At 67.9% G+C, this 17,805-nt stretch carries 21 protein-coding genes, 1 tRNA gene and 1 other RNA gene; 20 read left to right on the top strand and 3 right to left on the bottom strand.

What is annotated here, in order from left to right:
• Nucleotides 1-123 precede the first annotated feature (123 nt).
• The 16 genes from prfB (at nt 124) to P3H15_RS24090 (ending at nt 11,800) form a co-directional block, all read left to right on the top strand.
• Entirely contained in the window at nt 124-1,230 is a 1,107-nt protein-coding gene (gene prfB, locus P3H15_RS24165; RefSeq protein WP_276139529.1) for a peptide chain release factor 2, read from the top strand.
• Between the two features lie 23 nt (nt 1,231-1,253).
• Nucleotides 1,254-2,132, top strand: coding sequence for a mechanosensitive ion channel family protein (locus P3H15_RS24160; protein ID WP_276139528.1), 879 nt, complete (start codon nt 1,254-1,256; stop codon nt 2,130-2,132).
• A complete protein-coding gene (locus tag P3H15_RS24155) occupies nt 2,129-2,590 on the top strand; it encodes a hypothetical protein (protein WP_276139527.1) in 462 nt (153 codons plus the stop codon). The genes P3H15_RS24160 and P3H15_RS24155 overlap by 4 nt, the downstream gene beginning before the upstream one ends.
• A 53-nt stretch (nt 2,591-2,643) precedes the next feature.
• A complete protein-coding gene (ftsE, locus tag P3H15_RS24150; RefSeq protein WP_005240222.1) occupies nt 2,644-3,333 on the top strand; it encodes a cell division ATP-binding protein FtsE in 690 nt (229 codons plus the stop codon).
• Between the two features lie 67 nt (nt 3,334-3,400).
• Nucleotides 3,401-4,306 (top strand): permease-like cell division protein FtsX, encoded by a 906-nt coding sequence (gene ftsX / locus P3H15_RS24145; RefSeq protein ID WP_072937689.1) that lies wholly within the window; start codon nt 3,401-3,403, stop codon nt 4,304-4,306.
• A 75-nt stretch (nt 4,307-4,381) separates the two neighbouring features.
• The gene (gene smpB, locus P3H15_RS24140; RefSeq protein ID WP_015890164.1) at nt 4,382-4,855 is read left to right on the top strand and encodes an SsrA-binding protein SmpB; all 474 of its coding nucleotides are present in this window, start codon (nt 4,382-4,384) and stop codon (nt 4,853-4,855) included.
• 8 nt (nt 4,856-4,863) lie between these two features.
• Entirely contained in the window at nt 4,864-5,718 is an 855-nt protein-coding gene (locus P3H15_RS24135) for a DMT family transporter (RefSeq protein WP_072937690.1), read from the top strand.
• A 95-nt stretch (nt 5,719-5,813) separates the two neighbouring features.
• Nucleotides 5,814-6,185, top strand: a transfer-messenger RNA (tmRNA) gene (gene ssrA, locus P3H15_RS24130).
• An 88-nt stretch (nt 6,186-6,273) separates the two neighbouring features.
• Nucleotides 6,274-6,648, top strand: coding sequence for a CrcB family protein (locus P3H15_RS24125; protein WP_276139526.1), 375 nt, complete (start codon nt 6,274-6,276; stop codon nt 6,646-6,648).
• Nucleotides 6,645-6,989: a fluoride efflux transporter CrcB gene (gene crcB, locus P3H15_RS24120; protein WP_276139525.1), complete on the top strand. Its 345-nt coding sequence runs from the start codon at nt 6,645-6,647 to the stop codon at nt 6,987-6,989. Before P3H15_RS24125 ends, crcB begins: the two co-directional genes overlap by 4 nt.
• 73 nt (nt 6,990-7,062) lie before the next feature.
• A complete protein-coding gene (gene pgm / locus P3H15_RS24115; RefSeq protein WP_276139524.1) occupies nt 7,063-8,694 on the top strand; it encodes a phosphoglucomutase (alpha-D-glucose-1,6-bisphosphate-dependent) in 1,632 nt (543 codons plus the stop codon).
• A 58-nt stretch (nt 8,695-8,752) separates the two neighbouring features.
• Nucleotides 8,753-9,979, top strand: a complete 1,227-nt coding sequence (locus tag P3H15_RS24110) for an MFS transporter (protein ID WP_276139523.1) — start codon at nt 8,753-8,755, stop codon at nt 9,977-9,979.
• 26 nt (nt 9,980-10,005) lie between these two features.
• A complete protein-coding gene (locus P3H15_RS24105; protein WP_276139522.1) occupies nt 10,006-10,506 on the top strand; it encodes a MauE/DoxX family redox-associated membrane protein in 501 nt (166 codons plus the stop codon).
• Nucleotides 10,507-10,536: 30 nt separating this feature from the next.
• Nucleotides 10,537-11,268, top strand: a complete 732-nt coding sequence (locus P3H15_RS24100) for a DsbA family protein (protein ID WP_276139521.1) — start codon at nt 10,537-10,539, stop codon at nt 11,266-11,268.
• Nucleotides 11,269-11,430: 162 nt separating this feature from the next.
• Nucleotides 11,431-11,503, top strand: a tRNA-Ala gene (locus P3H15_RS24095).
• A gap of 87 nt (nt 11,504-11,590) precedes the next feature.
• The gene (locus P3H15_RS24090; RefSeq protein ID WP_276139520.1) at nt 11,591-11,800 is read left to right on the top strand and encodes a hypothetical protein; all 210 of its coding nucleotides are present in this window, start codon (nt 11,591-11,593) and stop codon (nt 11,798-11,800) included.
• Between the two features lie 258 nt (nt 11,801-12,058).
• On the opposite strand, the gene P3H15_RS24085 is transcribed toward P3H15_RS24090, so the two are convergent.
• Entirely contained in the window at nt 12,059-12,460 is a 402-nt protein-coding gene (locus P3H15_RS24085) for a PAS domain S-box protein (protein ID WP_276139519.1), read from the bottom strand.
• Nucleotides 12,461-12,586: 126 nt separating this feature from the next.
• Between P3H15_RS24085 and P3H15_RS24080 the strand changes: the two genes are divergently transcribed.
• Nucleotides 12,587-13,072, top strand: coding sequence for a DapH/DapD/GlmU-related protein (locus tag P3H15_RS24080; RefSeq protein ID WP_276139518.1), 486 nt, complete (start codon nt 12,587-12,589; stop codon nt 13,070-13,072).
• Here the strand turns inward: P3H15_RS24080 and P3H15_RS24075 are convergent.
• Nucleotides 13,012-13,536, bottom strand: a complete 525-nt coding sequence (locus P3H15_RS24075) for a MarR family winged helix-turn-helix transcriptional regulator (RefSeq protein ID WP_276139517.1) — start codon at nt 13,534-13,536, stop codon at nt 13,012-13,014. The genes P3H15_RS24080 and P3H15_RS24075 overlap by 61 nt on opposite strands.
• A 65-nt stretch (nt 13,537-13,601) precedes the next feature.
• Here P3H15_RS24075 and P3H15_RS24070 point away from each other — a divergent pair, with 65 nt between their 5' ends.
• From P3H15_RS24070 to bluB, 3 genes are all read left to right on the top strand, one after another.
• The gene (locus P3H15_RS24070; protein ID WP_276139516.1) at nt 13,602-14,444 is read left to right on the top strand and encodes an alpha/beta fold hydrolase; all 843 of its coding nucleotides are present in this window, start codon (nt 13,602-13,604) and stop codon (nt 14,442-14,444) included.
• 70 nt (nt 14,445-14,514) lie between these two features.
• Nucleotides 14,515-15,552, top strand: a complete 1,038-nt coding sequence (locus tag P3H15_RS24065; RefSeq protein ID WP_276139515.1) for a GTP-binding protein — start codon at nt 14,515-14,517, stop codon at nt 15,550-15,552.
• A complete protein-coding gene (bluB, locus tag P3H15_RS24060; RefSeq protein ID WP_276139514.1) occupies nt 15,549-16,208 on the top strand; it encodes a 5,6-dimethylbenzimidazole synthase in 660 nt (219 codons plus the stop codon). The genes P3H15_RS24065 and bluB overlap by 4 nt, the downstream gene beginning before the upstream one ends.
• Here bluB and P3H15_RS24055 read toward each other — a convergent pair.
• Nucleotides 16,205-17,626 carry a DEAD/DEAH box helicase gene (locus P3H15_RS24055; RefSeq protein ID WP_276139513.1) on the bottom strand — a complete coding sequence of 474 codons (1,422 nt, stop codon included), beginning with the start codon at nt 17,624-17,626 and terminating at the stop codon, nt 16,205-16,207. The two genes, bluB and P3H15_RS24055, sit on opposite strands and share 4 nt — an antisense overlap.
• Between the last annotated feature and the right edge of the window lie 179 nt (nt 17,627-17,805).

Raw genomic sequence — 17,805 nt, 5'->3', positions numbered from 1 at the left:
GTGCATGCAACAAGGCGCTTCCGGGGTCCGCAAGGCTTTCGCGCCACGTGATCGGAAGGGGTGACTTCGGCCGGAACGAAGGGGTGACAGGGCACCTGTCCGCACCCGGTAACCTTGGGAACCGTGCATCCCGACGTATCCGCAGACCTGAGCGAGCTCGACACCACTCTCCGCACCGTCGAATCGGTGCTGGACGTAGAGGAGTTGCGCCGCCGTATCGACGAGCTCGAACACCAGGCTGCCGATCCGGAGCTGTGGAACGACCAGGAGCACGCCCAGCAGGTCACCAGCCAGCTGTCGCACTCCCAGGCCGAACTGCGCCGCGTCGAGGAACTGCGCTCGCGGCTCGACGACATGCCGGTGCTCTACGAACTCGCCGAGGACGAGGGCGCGGAGGCCATCGCGGACGCCGACGCCGAGCGGCACAGCCTGCGCGAGGACATCGCGGCGATGGAAGTCAAGACGATGCTGTCCGGCGAATACGACGAGCGTGACGCGCTGGTCAACATCCGCTCCGGTGCCGGTGGCGTCGACGCCGCCGATTGGGCCGAGATGCTGATGCGCATGTACATCCGCTGGGCCGAGAAACACGGTTACGGCGTCGAGGTCTACGACACGTCCTACGCGGAAGAGGCCGGCATCAAGAGCGCGACGTTCGCGGTCAAGGCGCCGTACAGCTACGGAACCCTCTCCGTCGAGATGGGCACGCACCGGCTGGTCCGGATCAGCCCGTTCGACAACCAGGGCCGCCGCCAGACGTCGTTCGCCGAGGTCGAGGTCCTGCCCGTGGTCGAGACCACCGACCACATCGACGTCAACGAGAACGACGTCCGCGTCGACGTGTACCGCTCCTCGGGCCCCGGCGGGCAGTCGGTCAACACCACCGACTCCGCGGTCCGGTTGACGCACATCCCGACCGGCATCGTCGTGACGTGTCAGAACGAGAAGTCGCAGCTGCAGAACAAGGTGTCGGCGATGCGCGTCCTCCAGGCCAAGCTGCTCGAGGTCAAGCGCAAGGAGGAGCGCGCCGAGATGGACGCGCTCAAGGGCGACGGCGGCAGTTCCTGGGGCAACCAGATGCGGTCGTACGTGCTGCACCCTTACCAGATGGTCAAGGATCTACGCACCGAGTACGAGGTCAACAACCCGTCGGCGGTGCTCGACGGTGACATCGACGGCTTCCTCGAATCCGGCATCCGGTGGCGGATGCGCGAGAATCAGGCGTCCTGATAGTCGTGGAAACGTCGGCGGCGATGTTCGCTCCCACCCAGAACCTCCTCGACTGGCTCTCGTCGACGGGGCTCGCGGTGTCCCTCACCGTCCTCGGAGCGATCCTCATGGCGCGGTTCGTCAGTTGGGGCGGCGGCAAGGTCACCGACCGGATCGACAGCAACTACATGCAGGGCGACGCCCTCGTGCGGTCCGAGGCGACCAAGCACCGCCACTCGGTGGCGCAGGTGATCACCTGGGTGATCATCACCATCATCTACGTGATCGCGACGATGAAGGTCCTCGACCAGCTGAGCCTGCCGATCGGCAGCCTGGTGGCCCCGGCCACCGTGCTCGGTGCGGCGCTCGGTTTCGGCGCGCAGCGCGTCGTGCAGGACATCCTCGCCGGCTTCTTCATCATCACCGAACGCCAGTACGGATTCGGTGACACGGTGCAGCTCGCGGTGACGGGGTCGTCGGAGGACGCCGAGGGTGTGATCGAGGACGTCACCCTCCGGGTCACCCGGATGCGGAACTCGGACGGTGAGGTCATCACCGTGCCCAACGGCCAGATCGTGAAGGCGATCAACCTGTCCAAGGACTGGGCGCGCGCCGTGATCGACGTTCCCGTTCCGGCCACGTCGGACATCAACCGCGTCAACGAGGTGCTCCACCAGGTCGGTGTCGAGGCCTTCGCGGATCGTGGACTGAAGAAACTACTGCTCGACGAGCCGACGGTGATGGGAGTGGAGAGTCTGACGGTCGACGAGGTCAGCGTCCGCGTCGTGGCGCGGACCCTGCCGGGTAAGCAGTTCCAGGTCGGTCGCGCACTGCGCGTGCGCATCGCCACCGCGATGAGACGACAGGGGATCACCGTCGAACCGGACCTCCAGACGGTCCGGGCAGCGGAGGGCGAGGGATGACCGACGAACCCCGGCGCGGACTGGACCGGATTCTGCACGCCTCGTTCCTTCCCGCCAAGATCCTCGGCGGCCGGGTGCGGACGTCGACGCTGGTGCTGTGCATCCTGTGGGTGGTGCTGTACACGCTGTACACGTACCTCAACCCCGCCGAAGAGGTGGTCCAGGGGCCGGTGGCTCCGGCTGTCGTCCCCACCCGGGAGGCGCCGATCCAGGAGACCACGCCGCCGACGTCGGAGTTCGAGACGACGATCGAGTCGACGACGGAGACCGCCACGACCACCGAGTCGACACCCGAGCCGACGCCGGAGCAGACGGCGCCCACCGGGACCAGTCAGGTGACGTCGACGCCGACGCTGCCGTTCGGGATTCCCAATCCGTTCCCGCCTCCGCAGACGACCACGCCGCCGACCACGTCTTCCGTCCCGACGACGTCGGCGACACCGCAGACGGGGCGATGACGCGCGCGTCGCTCCGTTTGGTCACTGTTCGATAACGTCTAGACTGGCTCCTCGTGATCAGCGTCGAGAATGTGTCGAAGTCGTACAAGACCTCCACGAGGCCCGCCCTGGACAAGGTGAGCGTCGAGGTGGACAAGGGCGAGTTCGTCTTCCTGATCGGCCCGTCGGGCTCGGGAAAGTCGACGTTCATGCGCCTGCTCCTCAAGGAGGAGTCGCCGACGTCGGGTGACATTCACATCGCGGATTTCCACGTCAACAAGCTGTCCGCCCGGCGTGTGCCGAAGCTGCGGCAGAGCATGGGCGTCGTCTTCCAGGACTTCCGGCTCCTGCAGAAGAAGACCGTGTCCGAGAACGTCGCGTTCGCGCTCGAGGTGATCGGGAAGCCGCGCGCGATGATCTCCCGGACCGTCCCCGAGGTGCTCGAGATGGTCGGGCTGTCCGGGAAGGCCGACCGCCTCCCCACCGAACTGTCCGGTGGTGAGCAGCAGCGCGTCGCCATCGCGCGGGCATTCGTGAACCGGCCGCTGGTGCTGCTGTGCGACGAGCCCACCGGTAACCTCGACCCGGAGACCAGCCAGGACATCATGCTGCTGCTCGAACGGATCAACCGCACCGGAACGACGGTGGTGATGGCGACCCACGACCACCACATCGTCGACTCGATGCGTCGTCGCGTGGTGGAACTGGACCTCGGCAGAGTGGTGCGCGACGAGGCTCGGGGTGTGTACGGCGTGGGGCGTTAGCCGCCCTCCCTGCACTCCAAGCTTCCGTACTGTCCCCAAGTCTCCTACGAAGGACTCTGATTCCCCGATGCGTGCCAGTTTCATTTTCAGTGAGGTCCTGACCGGACTCCGCCGCAACGTCACCATGACCATCGCGATGATCCTCACCACCGCGATCTCCCTCGGCCTGTTCGGGAGCGGGTTGCTGGTGGTGCAGATGGCCGGCAAGACCCAGCAGATCTTCCTGGACCGCGTCGAGGTACAGATCTTCCTCACCGACGACATCTCCACGTCGGATCCGGGCTGTGAGGGGGAGATCTGCAAGTCGCTGCGCACGGAGCTGGAGGACACGCCGTCGGTGGTGTCGGTGGAGTACCTCAACCGGGACGACGCGGTGAAGGACGCGACCGAGCGGGTGTTCAAGGATCAGCCCGAACTCGCCGCGCTTGTCAGCCCCGACAGCTTCCCCGCCTCGTTCAAGGTCAAGCTCAGCGACCCCGAACGGTTCGGCGTGATCAACGAGAACTTCGGCACCCGCCCGGGCGTCGAGAGCGTCCTCAACCAGCGCGAACTGGTCGAGCGGCTCTTCAGCGTCCTCAACGGGGTGCGCAACGCCGCGTTCGCGATCGCGATCGTGCAGGCCGTGGCGGCAATTCTCCTGATCGCGAACATGGTTCAGATCGCGGCCTTCACCCGTCGCACCGAGGTCGGCATCATGCGGTTGGTCGGCGCCACTCGCTGGTACACGCAGTTGCCGTTCCTGCTCGAGGCGGTGGTCGCCGCGCTCGTCGGCGCCGTCCTGGCCATCGTCGGCCTGTTCACCGCGAAGAACATGTTCATCGACGACGTGCTCGCGGACGTGTACGAGGCCAACATCGTGGCCCGGATCTCCAACAGCGACGTGCTGTTCGTGTCGCCGGTGCTGGTGCTGGTGGGCGTCGGAATGGCGGCGGTCACCGCATACGTGACCCTGCGCTTGTACGTCCGCGAATAATCGGTTTGCCCCTTCTCCTATGCTGGAGGGTACGAACTGTTCACCTCGGACATCGCGGACTGAAAGGCCCGGAACGTGAAGGAAAAGGGCCGCAAGGTCATTGCGACCAACCGCAAGGCGCGTCACAACTACACCATTCTCGACGTCTACGAGGCGGGGATCGCCCTCGTCGGTACCGAGGTGAAGAGTCTGCGCGAGGGCAAGGCGTCGCTGGTCGACGCGTTCGCCACAGTCGACGACGGGGAGGTGTGGCTGCGCTCCCTGCACATCCCCGAGTACACGCAGGGTACGTGGACCAACCACTCGCCGCGCCGCACCCGGAAGCTGCTGCTGCACAAGCGGGAGATCGAGCACCTCGTCGGCAAGACCCGCGAGGGCAACCAGACTCTGGTTCCCCTGTCGATGTACTTCTCCGACGGCAAGGTCAAGGTGGAGCTCGCGCTCGCCAAGGGCAAGCAGGACTACGACAAGCGCCAGGACCTGGCCAGGCGGACCGCCGAGCGTGAGGTGACCCGCGAACTCGGACGCCGAGTCAAGGGCATGCGCTGACGTCCATCCTGCTCGCGCTCGTGGCCGCGATCGGCTACGGCGTGAGCGATTTCGTCGGGGGAGTCGCGTCCCGCAGGGTGGCGGCGCTGCGCGTCGTCATCGTCTCGTACCCGCTGTCCCTGCTGATCGTGCTCCTGATCGCCCCGTTCGCCGGCGGCACTCTCACCTCGTCCTCCCTCGTGTGGGGCGCAGTGGCGGGAGTGGCAGGCGGCGTGGCGGTCTGGTGGTTCTATCTCGCGCTGGCGTCGGGACCGATGTCGGTGGTGTCGCCGCTGACGGCCGTGCTGGTCGCCGGTATTCCGGTGTTGATCGGGCTCGCGTTCGGCGAGCGGCCCGGGCCCGTCGCGTACATCGGGATCGCGGTGGCCCTCGTCGCCGTCGTCCTCGTCAGCCGGGAATCGCCCGACGAGACCGCGGGCGAGGTGGCCGGCGGCAGGGTGCTGCGCTTCACCCGCACCGTGGCGCTGCTCACCGTCGGATCCGGCATCGCGTTCGCGCTGTCCTTCGTCTCGCTGCACCAGATCGGCGAGGAGGGCGGAATGTGGGCGCTCGCCGTGTCCCGCGCCGCGGCGACCGCGGTGGTGTGGCTCGTCGCCCTGGCCGCCGGCCACTTCGTGCCACCCCACGGCGAACCCCTCAAACTCGCCGTGTACGTGAGTTTCCTCGACGTCCTGGCCAACGCGGCGATGATGTACGCGTTCCAGGGTGGACTGCTGTCGCTCGTCAGCGTGATCGGGTCGCTGTACCCCGCGGCCACCGTGCTGCTGGCGATGGTGATGCTCGGTGAACGGGTGAGCAGAATGCAGCAGGCGGGGATGCTCCTCGCCCTCGCAGCCGTCGGAATGATCGCCGTGGCCAGCTGAAACACGCCCGTCGACACTCCCGGAGAAAACCGGGATGAATCCGGGCGGGGTTCGCGTTACACTAGGTGGCCCCGCGAGACTCGTGGGGCACGTACGGGGCTGAACGGTTTCGACTGCGTACGTTGAGGTAGGGGAAGCGTGTCGGTGCAGGCAAGAGACCACCGTAAGCGTCGCTGCAAACATATAAGCGCCGATTCCAATCAGCGCGACTACGCACTCGCTGCCTAAGTAGCGACTGCGTGTCTGTCAGTCCGGGTTCGCCCTCGGTCCGGGTACTGGCATCAGCTAGAGGGCTTTACCGTTCGACTCGGTCGCGGAGTCGAATGGGACAACCAACAGCGACTGGGATCGTCATCCTGGCTTGTTTGCGAGACTGGGAGATCCAAGTAGAGACATAGCAAACTGCACACGGAGAAGCCCTAGCTTTGCTGCGGAGGACCCGGGTTCAATTCCCGGCAGCTCCACGAAGTCCGGGCCGGACACCATCAGGTGTTCCGGCCCGGATTTTTTTGTGCGCACCGGAGTTCGACCATCCCGGCGGGCCGCCGTGACACGATGTGTGCCGTGTCCCTGACGAAACCGGTGGCCGTGGTCGCGCTGGGCGGTGCGCTCGGTGCGTCCGCGAGATTTCTGCTGTCCGAGGCGTGGCCGGGCATCTGGACCGTCCTTCTGATCAACGTGATCGGGTCGCTGCTGCTCGGCTACCTCGCCGAGACGGTGGGACCGGACCGGTTGTGGCGGCTGTTCCTGGGGGTCGGCGTCCTCGGCGGTTTCACCACGTTCTCGACCTTCGCCGTCGACGCGGTGCGGCAGGACGCGGTGACCGCGACCCTCTACGTCGTGGCCACCCTGATCCCCGCCCTGCTCGCGGCGCGGCTGGGGATGCTCGTCGGTCACCGCCACCGGCTGGCGCGGAAGGCGGCCGCATGATCGTCCTCCTCGTCGCGGTCGGCGGCGCGCTCGGTGCGACGACGCGGTACCTCGCCGGCCGGTACGTCGCTTCGTACCGCAGTTTCCCGGTGGCCACCTTCCTGGTGAACGTCGCCGGGTGCCTGATCCTCGGAGTGCTGTCGGGGGCGTCGATGTCCGCGCAGGCGTTCGCGTTGCTGGGCACGGGCTTCTGCGGCGGACTGACAACGTACTCGACGTTCGCGGTGGAATCGGTGGGACTGCTGCGGATCCGGCTGGCGCTCACGTCCGTCGTCTACACGGTCGCGAGTGTGGCGGCCGGTCTGGCCGTCGCCTGGCTGGGATTCCGATTGACGTCTTGAGGGCAGACTCCGGCGTGAGGGTGCAGGATGGGTTGGAGCCGAGTTCGATCCCGAAACGTTTCCAGGAGGTCTCGTGGCGCACGACAGGGCGGGTCAGGTGGCACTGCCGGAGGATCTCGTAGACATCGCGCACCTGGTGACCGCGTACTACAGCGGCGTGCCCGACCCCGAGAACCCTGTGCAGCAGGTGCTGTTCGGGACGTCCGGCCACCGGGGCTCGAGCCTGGACACCGCGTTCAACGAGGCGCACATCCTCGCCACCACTCAGGCCATCGTCGAGTACCGGGCGTCCCAGGGCATCGACGGACCTCTGTTTCTCGGGCGCGACACCCACGCCCTGTCCGAGCCGGCGTGGACGTCGGCGCTCGAGGTGCTGGCCGCGAACGACGTGACGGTGCTGATCGATTCGCGGGACCGCTACACGCCGACTCCCGCGGTCAGCCACGCGATTCTCCGCTACAACCGCAGCGGCCCGGAGTCGAAGGCCGACGGCATCGTCGTGACGCCGTCGCACAACCCGCCCCGCGACGGCGGCTTCAAATACAACCCGCCGCACGGTGGCCCCGCCGGCTCCGAGGCGACGACGATCATCGCCGACCGGGCGAACGAGCTACTCCGGCGGGACCTCTCGGGGGTGCGGCGGATCCCGGCGGCCCGGGCGATCGCGCGGGCCGAGCGGTACGACTTCCTTCGCTTCTACATCGACGACCTGCCGAGCGTTCTGGATCTCGATGCCATCCGCAGCGCGGGGGTGCGGATCGGCGCCGACCCGCTGGGCGGCGCGAGCGTCGACTACTGGGGTGCGATCGCCGACATCCACCGTCTCGACCTCGAGGTCGTCAACCCGCTCGTCGACGCCACGTGGCGGTTCATGACCCTCGACACCGACGGCAAGATCCGCATGGACTGCTCGTCGCCGAACGCCATGGCCTCGCTGATCGGAGCCCGGGACCGGTTCGACATCTCCACCGGCAACGACGCCGACGCGGACCGGCACGGAATCGTCACTCCCGATGCGGGTCTGATGAATCCCAACCACTACCTCGCGGTCGCCATCGACTACCTGTTCTCGCACCGACAAGGGTGGGGCTCGGGTGTGAAGGTGGGCAAGACGCTGGTCAGTTCGTCGATGATCGACCGGGTGGTCGGAAGCCTCGGCCGTGAACTGCTCGAGGTCCCGGTGGGTTTCAAGTGGTTCGTCCCCGGGCTGCTCGAGGGTTCGCTCGGTTTCGGCGGCGAGGAGAGCGCGGGTGCGTCGTTCCTGCGCCACGACGGCGGGGTGTGGACCACGGACAAGGACGGGATCATCCTGGCCCTGCTGGCCTCGGAGATGACGGCGGTGACGGGAAAGACGCCGTCGGTCCGGTACCGGGAACTGACGGAGCAGTTCGGCAGTCCCGCCTACGCCCGCATCGACGCCCCCGCGACCCGGGAGCAGAAGGCGGTGCTGGCGAAACTGTCGCCCGAACAGGTGGCGGCCACCGAACTGGCGGGGGAGCCGATCACCGCGACGCTGACGAGCGCCCCGGGCAACGGGGCGGCCCTCGGCGGGCTGAAGGTCACCACCGAATCGGCGTGGTTCGCGGCGCGGCCGTCGGGCACCGAGGACGTCTACAAGATCTATGCCGAATCGTTCCAGGGCCCGGATCATCTCGCGCAGGTGCAGGCGGCGGCCAAGGAACTGGTGGCCGACGTCCTGAAGTAGGTGTTCGACGGGGTAGGTGCCGCCGCGGAAGCGGGGGCACCTACCATCGGATTCAACTATGAACACTCGCGCAGCCGGGCTGCCCGCCGGGCGCAGCCCGCGGCTCCCTTCGGAAATCTGGGTGCTGGTCTCGGCCAGCTTCGTCATCGCACTCGGATTCGGGATCGTCGCACCCGCCCTCCCGCAGTTCGCCCGCAGCTTCGACGTGAGCGTGACGGCGGCCACCGTCGTGATCTCGTCGTTCGCGTTCATGCGTCTGATCTTCGCTCCGGTGAGCGGCCGGCTCGTGCAGAAACTGGGGGAGCGGCCCGTCTACATCACCGGGCTCCTGATCGTCGCCGCCTCGACCGCGGCCTGCGCGGTCGCGGGGGACTACTGGCAGTTGCTCGTCTTCCGCGCACTCGGGGGCATCGGCTCGACGATGTTCACGGTGTCGGCGATGGGCCTGGTGATCCGCATCGCACCGGTGGACAGCCGCGGTCGTGTGTCCGGGCTCTACGCGACCAGTTTCCTGATGGGATCGATCTCCGGACCTCTCGTCGGAGGGTTGCTCGTCGGATTCGGGCTTCGGGTTCCGTTCGTGATCTACGCGATCGCCCTCGTCGTCGCGGCCGCTGTCGTGTTCGTGAGCCTGCGGGGTTCGCACCTGACGGCGCCCGACGCCACTGCCGCCGGTGCCACCATGACGCTGCGGGAAGCACTCGGGCAGCCCGTCTACCGGGCGGCGCTCGGCTCCAACTTTGCGTTCGGTGGTGTGATCTTCGGAGTGCGGGTGGCGATGGTGCCGCTGTTCGTCGTCGAGGCGCTGCACCGCGACGCCGCGCTCGCCGGTATCGCCCTCACCGTGTTCGCCGTCGGCAATGCGCTCGTCCTCATCGTGTCCGGGCGGTTGTCGGACGTCTACGGCCGGAAGGTGTTCGTCCTGCTCGGACTGCTGGTGTGCGGCGCCAGCACCGTCGGAATGGGACTCAGCGAGAACCTGCTGGTGTTCCTGGTGCTGTCCGGCATCGCGGGCATCGGATCCGGAGTGATGAGCCCCGCGCAGCAGGCAGCGGTCGCCGACGTCGTGGGCGCGAAATCCCGCGGCGGCCCCGTGCTGGCCGCGTTCCAGATGGTCGCCGACGTCGGCGGGGTCCTCGGCCCGGTCGGCGCGGGTCTGCTCGCCCAGCACCTGTCGTACGCGGTCGCATTCGGGGTCACCGGAGGAGTCATGCTCCTCGCCGCCTTCGGCTGGCTGCTGGTCCCGAACAAGCCGGCGCCCAAGGTGACGGTCGAGGCGGTCTGACCGGCGTCTTCGGTACGCTCGTCCGGGTGTGGATCAAGGTCGTCTCCCTGCTCGCCCGGCTGTCACTCGCCGCCGTCTGGCTGGTCTCCGGCGCACTCAAGGTCGCCGACCCCGCCCAGACGATCATCGCGGTCCGGGCGTACCAGCTACTGCCCGAAGACCTCGTCCGGCCGGTCGCCAACACGCTGCCGTTCTTCGAGATCGCCCTCGGTCTGCTTCTGTTGATCGGGCTCGCCGTCCGCGCGACGGCCTCGGTGTCCGCCGCGCTCCTGCTCGTCCTCATCGGCGTGATCGTCTCGGTGTGGGCGCGCGGGCTGTCCATCGACTGCGGATGCTTCGGCGGCGGCGGTGCGGCCGACGTGAACGGCTGGGACTACACCAAGGAGATCCTCCGGGATGTGGGCTTCCTCGCACTGGCGGTGTGGCTGATCGTGTTCCCCCGTTCCCCGTTCGCGCTGGGGCTCCGCTCCCGCACCACTTTTCTCAGTGACCCCTCAGCAGACGGTGGCAGAGTAAGCATTCGGTAAATCGATCCGACGTCGAAGGACTGCATCCACGTGAGCTCGAAGAACAAGTACAACCCGCAGCCGGAATCCAGCCGGTCCACCTACATTCTCGGTGGGCTCGCCGTACTGGTCATCGCCGTACTCGTCATCGGTGGTGTGATCTGGCAGAGCAACCGCAGCAAGCCGCGCAACGACGGTTACGGCGGGGTCCAGAACTCCGAGGTCCAGGTGGCGTTGCAGGACGACGGCGTCGTGCTCCTCGGCCGGCCGGATGCGGCCACCACGGTCGACCTGTTCGAAGATCCCATGTGCCCGTACTGCGCCGAGCTCGAGAACAAGAACGGTCAGGAACTCGCGCAGTCCATCGACGACGGCAAGGTGGCCGTGCGCTACCACGTCCTGAACTTCCTCGACCGGCTCTCGGCCACCGGCGACTACTCCACCCGCGCCGTCGCCGCGTCCGAGTGCGTCGCCGAAACCGGTGACGCCGTGGCGTATTCGGCATTCCACGCGGCGTTGTTCTCGCCGGAGAACCAGCCGAAGGAGAACGGCAGCTCCGATCACACGAACGAGGAACTCGCGCAGATCGCCCGCGACGCCGGAGCATCCGACGCGGCCGCCCAGTGCATCACCACCGGGGCGAAGGTCGAGCAGGCCCGGGCGCACGCCGAGGCGGGCCGTCAGGCCCTCGCCGCGAGCGGTGCCACCGGCACGCCCGCCGTCGTCAAGGACGGCACCGTGATCGACGCGCTGTCCAACGAGAACTGGGTGTCGCAGCTGTAGGCGGCTCCGCCGCCCGTGCGTGGTTGACGAGTGTCTGGACTCCTTAACCACGCACGGGCGCGAAGCGCCTCTGACCAGGCGATTTGTTGGCCCGGTCGGCAATGGTGTAACTTTCTTCGAGCACGGAGGAAGTCATTCCGAGTGCGGAGAACAACCGAATACGGGGCTATGGCGCAGCTGGTAGCGCACCACACTGGCAGTGTGGGGGTCAGGGGTTCGAGTCCCCTTAGCTCCACTTTCGAGAGAAGCCTCTCATCCGCAGACGATGCGGGTGGGGGGCTTTCCTCATTCATCTTTCTTGTCCCGGTGGGACACTGGCGTCATGACATTCACTGTGACGCATCGCTCATTCGACCAATTGGCGGAGTTCGCCGTCACCGACTTCGGCGACGACGACAGCTACAGCATCCACGAGTCCGGGGCGCTCGTCATCGTCCGCGCCGCGCGGGAGCTGATCTACGCCCCCGGGAGTTGGTTCCTGGTGGAGCGGGAGGACGGCCAGGACGACGGTTCGCCCGGCAACTACATGTGACGCTTCGGGTAGCGATTCGCACATCCGTTCGACTGCTGGGTAGATTCGACGTGTGGCCGCCCGAACCGAGACCGCGCCGGGGTGCTGTCCGAACGGGCACCCGCTGGCCGCGAATACGTGCCTGGTGGGGTGGGAGGTGTGTGGGTGTGCGACGTCCAGCAACGGTGGGCACCGCACCCATTTCTGCCGGCGATGCGGCGCCACCGTCCGGACTCCGCCGTGCTGCGGCGGTTCCGACGACGGCCGGTGAGCGGATGGTTATCGGATCGGCCGCCTCGCGGCCGTGGGGTTGCCCCAGATCGTGTCGGACTCGTCCTGGAGCACGAGGGCGACCAGTCTCTCGGTGCCTGCGGTGAACGTGGACGCCGCGACGAGCACCCAGATCCAGTGGCCCTCCCGGTGCCGGATGCGCAGATGTGCTGTCGCGCTGGGGCTTTCCTGGCTCAGTACCCGGGCGAGCATGGTGCCCCACAGTGCGGCGTCGTCGGGGTGGAACAGTTGCTCGTGGTCGAGGTCCGCGAATTCGTCGGCGTCGTAGCCGATCAGGGCCGCGCAGGCGGGGTTGCTGAACACGACGTTTCGTTCGCGGTCGTGAACGCTGATCGCGTGGGGAATGGATTCCATCAGCGCAGCGAACCCGTCGCTATCCAGTTGTCTCACGGTTCCCCCTCGTGCTTCTTCGATGGCGCCCCATGCTACGCCGCACCGTGCAGTTTCGTGCGGTGAAATAGTTAATGAATAGCAAACCTCGATCGCGAACGTGCTCCGCGGGGCTAGGGTGACGGGATGCGGTTCGTCACCATCGTCCAGGCCTCCGCGTTCGTCCCCGTGTGGCTGCGGGTCCTGCTGCTGATGGCCGCGGGAGCGAAAGTGTGGGGAGCCGGCATCTATTCGGGCTGCTATTTCGGCAGCAAGGACGTCACGATGGGGCTGGGGACGTTCGTCAACCGCGGCGTCCTGTTCGACGGCACCGCGCCCATCACGCTCGGCAGGCAGGTCGCGGTCGGGCACCGCGTCCAGTTCGTCACGAGCACCCACGAGATCGGTCCGAGTTCCGGCCGGGGCGGGCGCGTGGTCGACCGCCCGATCGTGATCGGCGACGGGTGCTGGATCGGCGCGGGCGCGATCATCCTTCCCGGAGTGACGGTGGGGGAAGGGTGTGTCGTCGGGGCGGGCGCCGTGGTCACCCGCGACTGCGAGCCGAACGGGCTCTACGCGGGGTCGCCCGCGCGCCGGGTCCGCGACCTCGACTCCGTGCCGTCCGTGCGCTGAGGGCCGGCCCGGCGTTCGACGGCGACCGCACGGTTCACGCCGTCGAGAAACCGTGAAATGGTGGCTTTTTCGACCGCGTCGAAGTCGTCGAGGACGGCGGCCGTCCGGTGGATGAGCGGCCCGAAGAACGTCTGACCGAGATCGACGGCGCGGGGTGTGACCGCGAGCAACGACCTGCGGCGGTCGTCGGCGTCCCGGTCGCGGCGGATCAGACCTGCCTTCTCCATGCGGTCGAGCAGGGCGGTGACCGAGGCGGAGTTGATGCCGAGTTGACCTCCGAGCCATCCGGGTGTGGCGGCGAGACCTGCCCGGTCGGCGTCGAGGATGCAGATCAGGGCGCGGAGATCGGTGGTGTGCAGTCCGTGCAGTTGCGCGAATTCGGCACCGAGCAGGTTCAGCTCCACTGCGAGTGCGCGCAGCCGGTGCACGGTCTGTGCGCCTTCGTCCACGTCCACGCTCCGCAATCTACTGCGACCTTTCCTTCGAATGTCTAGTATCTCGATCATCGAGATATTTCGAGGAGGATGCGATGACGGCAGTCGGCGACTTCGTCCGCGCCTACGACTCGCTGCTGGACGACTGGCCGGTGAACGTCACCCCCGTCGACGTCCCGACGCGGTTCGGGCCCACCCGGGTGAACGTGTGCGGACCGGAGTCGGGGACGCCGCTGCTGCTGCTTCCCGGCGGAGGGGCGACGTCGACGGTGTGGATCGCCAACGTCGCGGCACTCGCCCGCAGTCACCGGGTGCTCGCGGTGGACGTCATGGGCGACGTGGGGCGCAGTGTGAACGACGGTGCACCGCTGCGCACCGCCCCGGACCTGTTCGAGTGGCTGGACGCGGTGCTCGACACCCTGGGGGTGACGGCGCCGGTTGTGGTCGGCCACTCGTACGGTGCGATGATCGCGCTCGCCTACGCGCTGCACGATTCCCGTCGCGTCGACGGCCTGGTGCTGCTCGACCCGACGTCGTGCTTTGCGGGCCTGAGCGCGCGGTACCTGTTCCACGCGGTGCCCGTGCTGATCCGGCCGACCGAGAGACGGCAACGGAGCCTGATCTGCTGGGAGACGGCGGGTGCCGGAGTCGACCCGCGGTGGCTCGGCGTCACCGCGCTCGGGGTGGCCGCGTTCGGCCGCACCACGCTCGTCGTGCCGTCGCGTCCGACAGCCGGCGCGCTGGCGGGCCTGACCGTCCCCACGACGGTGGTGCTGGCGGGTGGCAGCCGGGCGCACGACGCGGGCAGCGTCGCGGAGAACGTCGGGCGGCTGCTCCCGTCGGCCACGGTCATCACGATCCCCGGAGTCACCCACCACACGCTGCCGATGGCGCCCGCCGCCGACGTGGACGCGGCGATCCTCGCCGCGGTCGGCTGACGCGCGCCCGGGTGCCGGGCGTTAGGATGGGCGCCCGGTAGCTCGTCGAGGTCCCACGGAGGTCGCAACGTTGGCGAAGAAGCGGATACCCGTCGTCATCGTCGCCGGATTCCTCGGTTCGGGAAAAACCACCCTGCTCAACCATGTGCTGCGCAACAACCGTGGCGTCCGGGTCGGCGTCATCGTCAACGACTTCGGCGCCGTGAACATCGATTCGATGATGGTGGCCGGCCAGGTCGACTCCATGGTGTCGCTGAGCAACGGCTGCATGTGCTGCGCCGTGGACGTCAGCGACATGGACGAGATGCTGGACCGCCTCGCGCATCCCGCGTCGCAGATCGATGTGATCATCGTCGAGGCGAGCGGGCTTGCCGAGCCGCGCAACATGATTCGTCTCGTCCTCGGAAGCACCAACCCGCACGTGATGTACGGCGGTCTCGTCGTGATGGTCGACGGCGAGCAGTTCGAGGACATGTCCGAGCAGCACCCGGACCTCGGCAAGCACGTCACGCTCGCCGACCTCGTGATCCTCAACAAGACGGACCGCATCGACGACGACCGGCGCGCCGCCGTGCAAGCGATGGTCCGCGGCTACAACGACCGCGCGCCCGTGCTCACCACTGCGCACGGCCGGATCGAGCCCACCCTGCTGTTCGACCGGGAACCCGGGCGTGAACCGGCGCCGGGGGAGCAGCTCACCCTCGACCAGCTCCTGCTGGATCAGCACGACCACTGCGATGACCACAACCACCTGCATTCGTCGTACGAGGCAGTCGATTTCGCCTCGGACGAGCCGATCGATCCGCGGCGGCTCGTCGAGTTCCTCGAGAAGCGTCCGGTCGGGATCTACCGGATCAAGGGGTTCGTGCATTTCGCGGTGCCCGGGCAGTCGCGGAAGTTCGAGGTGCAGACCGTCGGCCCGCACATCAGATTCACCTCGACGCGCTGGGAGCCCGGCGAAGAGCGGGCGACCCAGCTGGTGCTCATCGGTGCGGACATCGAGGGCGAGCACGTGCGGACCCGGCTCGCGGGCTGCGTCGTGGCGGAGGGCGAAGATGCGGACCCCGGCGCGATGCTGGGTGTGCACCGCTATACCGTGACCGCGTGACCGAGTCTGCGTGTAGTCCCGATACGAATCCCGAGCCGGCGCTGTCGGTGTACGACGCGATCCGCCGCCGCCGCGACGTGCGGGCCGAGTTCACCGGGGAGCCGATCGCGGAGGAGGTTCTCGACCGAATCCTGGGCGCCGCGCACTGCGCGCCCAGCGTGGGCAACACCCAGCCGTGGGATTTCGTCGTCGTACGCGACACCGGCACGCTGACCACGTTCGCCGACCATGTGGCCGGCGCCCGCAGGCGGTTCGCGGAGTCGCTGCCCGAAGATCGCAAGAAGACGTTCGACCCCATCAAGATCGAAGGGATCTGCGAGAGCGGCATGGGGGTGGTCGTGACGTACGACCGGAGCCGCGGCGGCGAACACATCCTCGGCAGGCACACGGTCGACGACACGGGCCTGTTCTCCGCGGTGCTCGCGATCCAGAATCTGTGGCTCGCCGCGGCCGCCGAGAACGTGGGCGTCGGCTGGGTGTCGTTCTACGACGAGCCCTATCTCACCGAACTGCTGGGCATCCCCGAGCCGGTGCGTCCCATCGCGTGGCTGTGCGTGGGGAAGGTCGCCGAGTTCCAGCAGGTGCCGGACCTCGAGCGCTTCGGGTGGCGGGGGCGCCGGCCATTGGCCGACGCCGTCCACCTCGAGAAGTTCTAGCCCTGACGGCGGCGTGAACCGCCGGCGGACGCCGTGCGGGTTCCGCCGCCCGTGGAGGAGGCTGCGCGGGGACGTCCGGCTCCACCCGAGCGGGAGCGACGTGCGCCGACGCCCTGACCGTGTGCGCGGCCGCCCTGACCGCCGCGTCCGCCCTGGCCGCCGCCCGGCCTCTGATTGCGTCCGCCGCCGTTCGACGCCGGTGCCGCCTTCGGGGCCGGCGCGACGTGCGGTGCGATGTCGCCGACCAGGTCGAGCACGTGTGCGGAGTCCGCGGTGCTGCGGACCGGGGTCACCTTGATCGCGGCCTTGCGCATGAGGACGGCCAGGTCCTTGCGCTGCTCGGGCAGCACGACCGTGACGACGTCGCCTGCGCTGCCCGCGCGTGCGGTGCGGCCGGAACGATGCAGGTAGGCCTTGTGCTCGGCGGGCGGATCGACGTGGACGACCAACTGGACGTCGTCGACGTGCACGCCGCGCGCCGCGACGTCGGTGGCCACCAGCACGCGGGCCTCACCGGCGGAGAACGAGGCGAGGTTGCGGTCGCGGGCCGCCTGCGACAGGTTGCCGTGCAGGTCGACCGAGGGGATTCCCGCCTCGGTGAGCTGACGGGCCAGCTTGCGAGCCTGGTGCTTGGTGCGCATGAACAGGATGCGGCGTCCGGTGCCGGATGCCAGCCGCTCGACCAGCTTGCGCTTGGCCTCGACGCCGTCCACGTCGAACACGTGGTGCGTCATGGCCGCGACGGGCGAGTTCGCCTCGTCCACCGAGTGCAGCACCTCGTTCTTCAGGAATCGCTTCACGAGCTTGTCGACGCCGTTGTCCAGGGTGGCGGAGAACAGCAGCCGCTGCCCCTGCTGGGGGGTCGCGGTGAGGATGCGGGTGACGACGGGCAGGAAGCCGAGGTCGGCCATGTGATCGGCCTCGTCGAGCACCGTGATCTCGACGGCGTCGAGGCTCACGAACCTCTGCTTCATCAGGTCTTCGAGCCGTCCGGGGCACGCGACGACGATGTCGACGCCCGCCTGGAGGGCGTTCACCTGACGGTTCTGGGAGACGCCACCGAAGATCGTGGTGACACGCAGGTCGTACGCGGCGGCGAGGGGCTCGAGGGTCGCGGTGATCTGCGTGGCGAGCTCGCGGGTGGGGGCGAGGATCAGGCCCACCGGGCGACCCGGGCGGCGCTTTCCGCCGGACAGTTCACCCGCGAGGCGGGACACCATCGGAATGGAGAATGCCAGCGTCTTGCCGCTGCCCGTCTTGCCGCGGCCGAGCACGTCCCGTCCCGACAGCGTGTCGGGGAGGGTGTCGACCTGGATGGGGAACGGGGAGGTGATCCCCTTGTCGGCGAGTGCTTTCACCAGCGGTTCGCGGACACCGAGCGCGGCGAACGTCGTGTCGGGGGTATTCGTGTCAGACAAGTGGTCAGGCCTTTCGAGCACAGGGTTGTGCCCGGAGGGCCGATTCGGAAGGTCTCCGTCGGAGCTCGAGCACAGGTTGGCGGCGTTGCCGGTCGGCAAGCTTCTTCGCCGTAAGAAGAGCGGATGCGGTGGTGCACATCCAACAGGATTCGGGTGACCGAACTGAATGCGTTCTACGA

This window comes from Rhodococcus sp. T2V (genome assembly GCF_029269925.1).
GTDB lineage: Bacteria > Actinomycetota > Actinomycetes > Mycobacteriales > Mycobacteriaceae > Rhodococcus_F > Rhodococcus_F koreensis.
Note: the sequence above shows the minus strand (reverse complement) of the source record. Positions and strands in the feature narration are given on the sequence as shown.

Coding starts and splice junctions, on each gene's coding strand:
- P3H15_RS24160 (WP_276139528.1), top strand. CDS start 1,254: ATGTTCGCTCCCACCCAGAACCTCCTCGACTGGCTCTCGTCGACGGGG.
- P3H15_RS24155 (WP_276139527.1), top strand. CDS start 2,129: ATGACCGACGAACCCCGGCGCGGACTGGACCGGATTCTGCACGCCTCG.
- ftsX (WP_072937689.1), top strand. CDS start 3,401: ATGCGTGCCAGTTTCATTTTCAGTGAGGTCCTGACCGGACTCCGCCGC.
- P3H15_RS24125 (WP_276139526.1), top strand. CDS start 6,274: ATGTGTGCCGTGTCCCTGACGAAACCGGTGGCCGTGGTCGCGCTGGGC.
- crcB (WP_276139525.1), top strand. CDS start 6,645: ATGATCGTCCTCCTCGTCGCGGTCGGCGGCGCGCTCGGTGCGACGACG.
- P3H15_RS24110 (WP_276139523.1), top strand. CDS start 8,753: ATGAACACTCGCGCAGCCGGGCTGCCCGCCGGGCGCAGCCCGCGGCTC.
- P3H15_RS24090 (WP_276139520.1), top strand. CDS start 11,591: ATGACATTCACTGTGACGCATCGCTCATTCGACCAATTGGCGGAGTTC.
- P3H15_RS24080 (WP_276139518.1), top strand. CDS start 12,587: ATGCGGTTCGTCACCATCGTCCAGGCCTCCGCGTTCGTCCCCGTGTGG.
- P3H15_RS24070 (WP_276139516.1), top strand. CDS start 13,602: ATGACGGCAGTCGGCGACTTCGTCCGCGCCTACGACTCGCTGCTGGAC.